Below are 8,237 nucleotides of genomic sequence, written 5' to 3'. Positions count from 1 at the left end.
AACTGCCGGAAGGCGTAGAGATGGTAATGCCGGGCGACAACATCAAAATGGTTGTTACCCTGATCCACCCGATCGCGATGGACGACGGTCTGCGTTTCGCAATCCGTGAAGGCGGCCGTACCGTTGGCGCGGGCGTTGTAGCTAAAGTTCTGAGCTAATTGCCGATAACATTTGACGCAATGCGCAATAAAAGGGCATCATTTGATGCCCTTTTTGCACGCTTTCGTACCAGAACCTGGCTCATCAGTGATTTTCTTTGTCATAATCATTGCTGAGACAGGCTCTGTTGAGGGCGTATAATCCGAAAAGCGAATACGCGTTTCGATTTGGTTTGCCTCGCGATCGCGGGGTGAAAATGTTTGTAGAATACTTCTGACAGGTTGGTTTATGAGTGCGAATACCGAAGCTCAAGGAAGCGGGCGCGGCCTGGAAGCGATGAAGTGGGTCGTTGTGGTGGCATTGCTCCTGGTGGCAATTGTCGGCAATTACCTTTATCGCGACATTATGCTGCCGCTGCGTGCGCTGGCCGTAGTAATTCTGATTGCTGCAGCGGGTGGTGTCGCGCTGTTAACGACAAAAGGTAAAGCAACCGTTGCTTTTGCCCGTGAAGCGCGTACCGAAGTCCGTAAGGTCATTTGGCCGACTCGCCAGGAAACATTGCACACCACGCTGATTGTGGCTGCGGTTACCGCAGTAATGTCACTGATCCTGTGGGGACTGGATGGTATTCTGGTTCGCCTGGTATCCTTTATCACTGGCCTGAGGTTCTGAGATGTCTGAAGCTCCTAAAAAGCGCTGGTACGTCGTTCAGGCGTTTTCCGGTTTTGAAGGCCGCGTAGCAACATCGCTGCGTGAGCATATCAAATTACACAACATGGAAGAGTTGTTTGGCGAAGTCATGGTCCCGACTGAAGAAGTCGTTGAGATCCGTGGCGGTCAGCGTCGCAAAAGCGAACGCAAATTCTTCCCTGGCTACGTCCTCGTTCAAATGGTGATGAACGATGCGAGCTGGCACCTGGTGCGCAGCGTACCGCGTGTGATGGGCTTCATCGGCGGTACTTCCGATCGTCCGGCGCCAATCAGCGATAAAGAAGTCGATGCGATTATGAACCGCCTGCAGCAGGTTGGTGATAAGCCGCGTCCGAAAACGCTGTTTGAACCAGGTGAAATGGTTCGTGTTAATGATGGTCCGTTCGCTGACTTCAACGGTGTCGTTGAAGAGGTTGATTACGAGAAGTCTCGTCTGAAAGTCTCTGTTTCTATCTTTGGTCGTGCGACCCCGGTAGAACTGGACTTCAGCCAGGTTGAAAAAGCCTAACACAGCGATCAAAAAAGCGGCGATTAAATCGTTGCACAAGGCGCGAGATTGGAATACAATTTCGCGCCTTTTGTTTTTATGGGCCTTGCCCGTAAAACGATTTTTTATATCACGGGGAGCCTCTCTGAGGCGCTATTACCCAACTTGAGGAATTTATAATGGCTAAGAAAGTACAAGCCTATGTCAAGCTGCAGGTTGCGGCTGGTATGGCTAACCCGAGTCCGCCAGTAGGTCCGGCTCTGGGTCAGCAGGGCGTAAACATCATGGAATTCTGCAAAGCGTTCAACGCAAAAACTGATTCCATCGAAAAAGGTCTGCCGATTCCGGTAGTTATCACCGTTTACGCTGACCGTTCTTTCACTTTCGTTACCAAGACTCCGCCGGCAGCAGTTCTGCTGAAAAAAGCGGCTGGTATCAAGTCTGGTTCCGGTAAGCCGAACAAAGACAAAGTGGGTAAAATTTCCCGCGCTCAGTTGCAGGAAATCGCGCAGACCAAAGCTGCCGACATGACCGGTGCCGACATTGAAGCGATGACTCGCTCCATCGAAGGTACTGCACGTTCCATGGGCCTGGTAGTGGAGGACTAAGAAATGGCTAAACTGACCAAGCGCATGCGTGTTATCCGCGAGAAAGTTGATGCGACCAAACAGTACGACATCAACGAAGCTATCGCTCTGCTGAAAGAGCTGGCGACTGCTAAATTCGTAGAAAGCGTGGACGTTGCTGTTAACCTCGGCATCGACGCTCGTAAATCTGACCAGAACGTACGTGGCGCAACTGTACTGCCGCACGGTACTGGCCGTTCCGTTCGCGTAGCCGTATTTACCCAGGGCGCAAATGCTGAAGCTGCTAAAGCTGCAGGCGCTGAGCTGGTAGGTATGGAAGATCTGGCTGATCAGATCAAGAAAGGCGAAATGAACTTTGACGTTGTTATTGCTTCTCCGGATGCAATGCGCGTTGTTGGCCAACTGGGCCAGGTTCTGGGTCCGCGCGGCCTGATGCCAAACCCGAAAGTGGGTACTGTAACGCCGAACGTAGCTGAAGCGGTTAAAAACGCTAAAGCTGGCCAGATCCGTTACCGTAACGACAAAAACGGCATCATCCACACCACCATCGGTAAAGTGGACTTTGACGCTGACAAACTGAAAGAAAACCTGGAAGCTCTGTTGGTTGCGCTGAAAAAAGCAAAACCTACTCAGGCGAAAGGCGTGTACATCAAGAAAGTTAGCATCTCCACCACCATGGGTGCAGGTGTTGCAGTTGACCAGGCTGGCCTGAGCGCTTCTGCAAACTAATGCCTTTACGTGGGCGGTGATTTTGTCTACAATCTTACCCCCACGTACGTTAACGAAAGTTAGCGGCTAAAAAGATTTGTTCGTTGGAGCCTGGCCTAATCCAGGCCTCCGTCGAAGACCGCAGGTGTTTCGTAAGAGACTTAATACCCTGCGTAGACGGTGACAGAACGCTAAGATTATTTTTTTATATTCTGGCTTGTTTCTGCTCACCGTAATTAAGACGCTCTCTCCGTTTGGAGGAGTGAAGTGAGTTCCAGAGATTTTCTCTGGCAAACATCCAGGAGCAAAGCTAATGGCTTTAAATCTTCAAGACAAACAAGCGATTGTTGCTGAAGTCAGCGAAGTAGCCAAAGGCGCGCTGTCTGCAGTAGTTGCGGATTCCCGTGGCGTAACTGTAGATAAAATGACTGAACTGCGTAAAGCAGGTCGCGAAGCTGGCGTATACATGCGTGTTGTTCGTAACACCCTGCTGCGTCGTGCTGTTGAAGGTACTCCGTTCGAGTGCCTGAAAGATGCGTTTGTTGGTCCGACCCTTATTGCATACTCTATGGAACACCCGGGCGCTGCTGCTCGTCTGTTCAAAGAGTTCGCGAAAGCGAATGCAAAATTTGAGGTCAAAGCCGCTGCCTTTGAAGGTGAGCTGATCCCGGCGTCTCAGATCGACCGCCTGGCAACTCTGCCGACCTACGAAGAAGCAATTGCACGCCTGATGGCAACCATGAAAGAAGCTTCGGCTGGCAAACTGGTTCGTACTCTGGCTGCTGTACGCGATGCGAAAGAAGCTGCTTAATCGCAGTTATCTGTTTAACGCATTCGCTTACGTATAAACTTATTCTGATATTCAGGAACAATTTAAATGTCTATCACTAAAGATCAAATCATTGAAGCAGTTGCAGCTATGTCTGTAATGGACGTTGTAGAACTGATCTCTGCAATGGAAGAAAAATTCGGTGTTTCCGCTGCTGCTGCTGTAGCTGTAGCTGCTGGCCCGGTTGAAGCTGCTGAAGAAAAAACTGAATTCGACGTAATTCTGAAAGCTGCTGGCGCTAACAAAGTTGCTGTTATCAAAGCAGTACGTGGCGCAACTGGCCTGGGTCTGAAAGAAGCTAAAGACCTGGTAGAATCTGCTCCGGCTGCTCTGAAAGAAGGCGTGAGCAAAGATGACGCTGAAGCACTGAAAAAAGCTCTGGAAGAAGCTGGCGCTGAAGTTGAAGTTAAATAAGCCAACCCTTCCGGTTGCAGCCTGAGGAATCAGGCTGATGGCTGGTGACTTTTTAGTCACCAGCCTTTTTGCGCTGTAAGGCGCCAGTAGCGTTTCACACTGTTTGACTACTGCTGTGCCTTTCAATGCTTGTTTCTATCGACGACTTAATATACTGCGACAGAGCGTCCGCTCTGTGTAAATCGCAATGAAATGGTTTAAGCGTGATAGCAACAGGCATTGCGGAAAGTATCCATTTTCCGGTCAACAAAATAGTGTTGCACAAACTGTCCGCTCAATGGACAGATGGGTCGACTTGTCAGCGAGCTGAGGAACCCTATGGTTTACTCCTATACCGAGAAAAAACGTATTCGTAAGGATTTTGGTAAACGTCCACAAGTTCTGGATGTGCCTTATCTCCTTTCTATCCAGCTTGACTCGTTTCAGAAATTTATCGAGCAAGATCCTGAAGGGCAGTATGGTCTGGAAGCTGCTTTCCGTTCCGTGTTCCCGATTCAGAGCTACAGCGGTAATTCCGAGCTGCAATACGTCAGCTACCGCCTTGGCGAACCGGTGTTTGACGTCCAGGAATGTCAAATCCGTGGCGTGACCTATTCCGCACCGCTGCGCGTTAAACTGCGTCTGGTGATCTATGAGCGCGAAGCGCCGGAAGGCACCGTAAAAGACATTAAAGAACAAGAAGTCTACATGGGCGAAATTCCGCTCATGACTGACAACGGTACTTTTGTTATCAATGGTACTGAGCGTGTTATCGTTTCCCAGTTGCACCGTAGTCCGGGCGTCTTCTTCGACTCCGACAAAGGTAAAACCCACTCTTCGGGTAAAGTACTGTATAACGCGCGTATTATTCCTTACCGTGGTTCCTGGCTGGACTTCGAATTCGATCCGAAGGACAACCTGTTCGTACGTATCGACCGTCGCCGTAAACTGCCTGCGACCATCATTCTGCGTGCCCTGAACTACACCACTGAACAGATCCTCGACCTGTTCTTCGAAAAAGTTATTTTCGAAATCCGTGATAACAAGCTGCAGATGGAACTGGTGCCGGAACGCCTGCGTGGTGAAACCGCATCTTTTGACATCGAAGCTAACGGTAAAGTGTACGTAGAAAAAGGCCGCCGTATTACTGCGCGCCACATTCGCCAACTGGAAAAAGACGACGTAAAACTGATCGAAGTCCCGGTTGAGTACATCGCAGGTAAAGTAGTTGCTAAAGACTATATTGATGAGTCTACTGGCGAGCTGATCTGCGCAGCGAACATGGAGCTGAGCCTGGATCTGCTGGCTAAGCTGAGCCAGTCTGGTCACAAGCGTATCGAAACGCTGTTCACCAACGATCTGGATCACGGCCCGTATATCTCTGAAACCTTACGTGTCGACCCAACTAATGACCGTCTGAGCGCACTGGTAGAAATCTACCGTATGATGCGTCCTGGCGAGCCGCCGACTCGTGAAGCCGCTGAAAGCCTGTTTGAGAACCTGTTCTTCTCCGAAGACCGCTATGACCTGTCTGCGGTTGGTCGTATGAAGTTCAACCGTTCTCTGCTGCGTGAAGAAATTGAAGGTTCTGGTATCCTGAGCAAAGACGACATCATTGATGTTATGAAAAAGCTCATTGATATCCGTAACGGTAAAGGCGAAGTCGATGATATCGACCACCTCGGCAACCGTCGTATCCGTTCTGTTGGCGAAATGGCGGAAAACCAGTTCCGCGTTGGCCTGGTACGTGTAGAGCGTGCGGTGAAAGAGCGTCTGTCTCTGGGCGATCTGGATACCCTGATGCCTCAGGACATGATCAATGCTAAGCCGATTTCTGCAGCAGTGAAAGAGTTCTTTGGTTCCAGTCAGTTGTCTCAGTTTATGGACCAGAACAACCCACTGTCTGAGATTACGCACAAACGTCGTATCTCCGCACTCGGCCCAGGCGGTCTGACCCGTGAACGCGCAGGCTTCGAGGTTCGAGACGTACACCCGACTCACTACGGTCGCGTATGTCCAATCGAAACCCCTGAAGGTCCGAACATCGGTCTGATCAACTCCCTGTCCGTGTACGCACAGACTAACGAATACGGCTTCCTTGAGACTCCGTATCGTAAAGTAACCGACGGTGTTGTAACTGACGAAATTCACTACCTGTCTGCTATAGAAGAAGGCAACTACGTTATCGCCCAGGCGAACTCCAACCTGGATGAAGAAGGCCACTTCGTAGAAGATCTGGTAACCTGCCGTAGCAAAGGCGAATCCAGCTTGTTCAGCCGCGACCAGGTTGACTACATGGACGTATCCACCCAGCAGGTGGTATCCGTCGGTGCGTCCCTGATCCCGTTCCTTGAACACGATGACGCCAACCGTGCATTGATGGGTGCGAACATGCAACGTCAGGCCGTTCCGACTCTGCGTGCTGATAAGCCGCTGGTTGGTACTGGTATGGAACGTGCTGTTGCCGTTGACTCCGGTGTAACTGCGGTTGCTAAACGTGGTGGTGTCGTTCAGTACGTGGATGCTTCCCGTATCGTTATCAAAGTTAACGAAGACGAGATGTACCCGGGCGAAGCAGGTATCGATATCTACAACCTGACCAAGTACACCCGTTCTAACCAGAACACCTGTATCAACCAGATGCCATGTGTTTCTCTGGGTGAGCCGGTAGAACGTGGCGACGTGCTGGCAGACGGTCCGTCCACCGACCTCGGTGAACTGGCGCTCGGTCAGAACATGCGCGTGGCGTTCATGCCGTGGAACGGCTACAACTTCGAAGACTCCATCCTCGTATCCGAGCGTGTTGTTCAGGAAGACCGTTTCACCACCATCCACATCCAGGAGCTGGCGTGTGTGTCTCGTGACACCAAGCTGGGGCCAGAAGAGATCACCGCTGATATCCCGAACGTGGGTGAAGCTGCGCTCTCCAAACTGGATGAATCCGGTATCGTTTACATTGGTGCGGAAGTGACCGGTGGCGACATTCTGGTTGGTAAGGTAACGCCGAAAGGTGAAACCCAACTGACCCCAGAAGAGAAACTGTTGCGTGCGATCTTCGGTGAGAAAGCGTCTGACGTTAAAGACTCTTCTCTACGTGTACCAAACGGTGTATCCGGTACGGTTATCGACGTTCAGGTCTTTACTCGCGATGGCGTAGAAAAAGACAAACGTGCGTTGGAAATCGAAGAAATGCAGCTCAAACAGGCGAAGAAAGACCTGTCTGAAGAACTGCAGATCCTCGAAGCGGGTCTGTTCAGCCGTATCCGAGCTGTGCTGGTAGCCGGTGGTGTTGAAGCTGAGAAGCTCGACAAACTGCCGCGCGATCGCTGGCTGGAACTGGGCCTGACCGACGAAGAGAAACAAAATCAGCTAGAACAACTGGCTGAGCAGTATGACGAACTGAAACACGAGTTCGAGAAGAAACTCGAAGCGAAACGCCGCAAAATCACCCAGGGTGACGATCTGGCACCGGGCGTGCTGAAGATTGTTAAGGTATATCTGGCGGTTAAACGCCGTATCCAGCCTGGTGACAAGATGGCAGGTCGTCACGGTAACAAGGGTGTAATTTCTAAGATCAACCCGATCGAAGATATGCCTTACGATGAAAACGGTACGCCGGTAGACATCGTACTGAACCCGCTGGGCGTACCGTCTCGTATGAACATCGGTCAGATTCTGGAAACCCACCTGGGTATGGCTGCTAAAGGTATCGGTGACAAGATCAATGCCATGCTGAAACAGCAGCAGGAAGTCGCGAAACTGCGCGAGTTCATCCAGCGTGCCTACGATCTGGGCGCTGACGTTCGTCAGAAAGTTGACCTGAGTACCTTCAGCGATGAAGAAGTGATGCGCCTGGCTGAAAACCTGCGCAAAGGTATGCCGATCGCAACGCCGGTATTCGACGGTGCGAAAGAAGCGGAAATTAAAGAGCTTCTGAAACTTGGCGACCTGCCGACTTCTGGTCAGATCACCCTGTACGACGGCCGCACTGGTGAACAGTTCGAACGCCCGGTAACCGTAGGTTACATGTACATGCTGAAACTGAACCACCTGGTCGACGACAAGATGCACGCGCGTTCTACCGGTTCTTACAGCCTGGTTACTCAGCAGCCGCTGGGTGGTAAGGCACAGTTCGGTGGTCAGCGTTTCGGGGAGATGGAAGTGTGGGCGCTGGAAGCATACGGCGCGGCATACACCCTGCAGGAAATGCTCACTGTTAAGTCTGATGACGTGAACGGTCGTACCAAGATGTATAAGAACATCGTGGACGGCAACCATCAGATGGAACCGGGCATGCCAGAATCCTTCAACGTATTGTTGAAAGAGATTCGTTCGCTGGGTATCAACATCGAACTGGAAGACGAGTAATTCTCGCTCAAACAGGTCACTGCTGTCGGGGTAAAACCCGGCAGCGGATTGTGCT

7 protein-coding genes and 1 pseudogene are annotated in these 8,237 nt (G+C 51.1%); all 8 read left to right on the top strand.

Annotated features, from left to right (window positions below):
• Window positions 1-158: pseudogene (gene tuf, locus C0K55_RS23975) on the top strand (elongation factor Tu); the annotation flags it as partial.
• 229 nt (window positions 159-387) lie between these two features.
• Complete coding sequence (gene secE, locus C0K55_RS23970) at window positions 388-771, top strand: preprotein translocase subunit SecE (protein ID WP_001275702.1); 384 nt, start codon at window positions 388-390, stop codon at window positions 769-771.
• Between the two features lies 1 nt (window position 772).
• Window positions 773-1,318 (top strand): transcription termination/antitermination protein NusG, encoded by a 546-nt coding sequence (gene nusG / locus C0K55_RS23965; protein WP_001287521.1) that lies wholly within the window; start codon window positions 773-775, stop codon window positions 1,316-1,318.
• A 158-nt stretch (window positions 1,319-1,476) separates the two neighbouring features.
• The gene (rplK, locus tag C0K55_RS23960; RefSeq protein ID WP_001085926.1) at window positions 1,477-1,905 is read left to right on the top strand and encodes a 50S ribosomal protein L11; all 429 of its coding nucleotides are present in this window, start codon (window positions 1,477-1,479) and stop codon (window positions 1,903-1,905) included.
• Between the two features lie 3 nt (window positions 1,906-1,908).
• Window positions 1,909-2,613 carry a 50S ribosomal protein L1 gene (rplA, locus tag C0K55_RS23955; RefSeq protein WP_001096679.1) on the top strand — a complete coding sequence of 235 codons (705 nt, stop codon included), beginning with the start codon at window positions 1,909-1,911 and terminating at the stop codon, window positions 2,611-2,613.
• Between the two features lie 292 nt (window positions 2,614-2,905).
• A complete protein-coding gene (gene rplJ / locus C0K55_RS23945) occupies window positions 2,906-3,403 on the top strand; it encodes a 50S ribosomal protein L10 (RefSeq protein ID WP_001207201.1) in 498 nt (165 codons plus the stop codon).
• Between the two features lie 66 nt (window positions 3,404-3,469).
• Entirely contained in the window at window positions 3,470-3,835 is a 366-nt protein-coding gene (gene rplL / locus C0K55_RS23940; protein ID WP_000028878.1) for a 50S ribosomal protein L7/L12, read from the top strand.
• A gap of 318 nt (window positions 3,836-4,153) precedes the next feature.
• Entirely contained in the window at window positions 4,154-8,182 is a 4,029-nt protein-coding gene (gene rpoB, locus C0K55_RS23935; protein ID WP_001314338.1) for a DNA-directed RNA polymerase subunit beta, read from the top strand.
• Window positions 8,183-8,237: the final 55 nt, after the last annotated feature.

Source organism: Escherichia sp. MOD1-EC6098, assembly GCF_002965865.1.
GTDB classification, from domain to species: Bacteria; Pseudomonadota; Gammaproteobacteria; order Enterobacterales; family Enterobacteriaceae; genus Escherichia; species Escherichia marmotae.
Note: the sequence above shows the minus strand (reverse complement) of the source record. Positions and strands in the feature narration are given on the sequence as shown.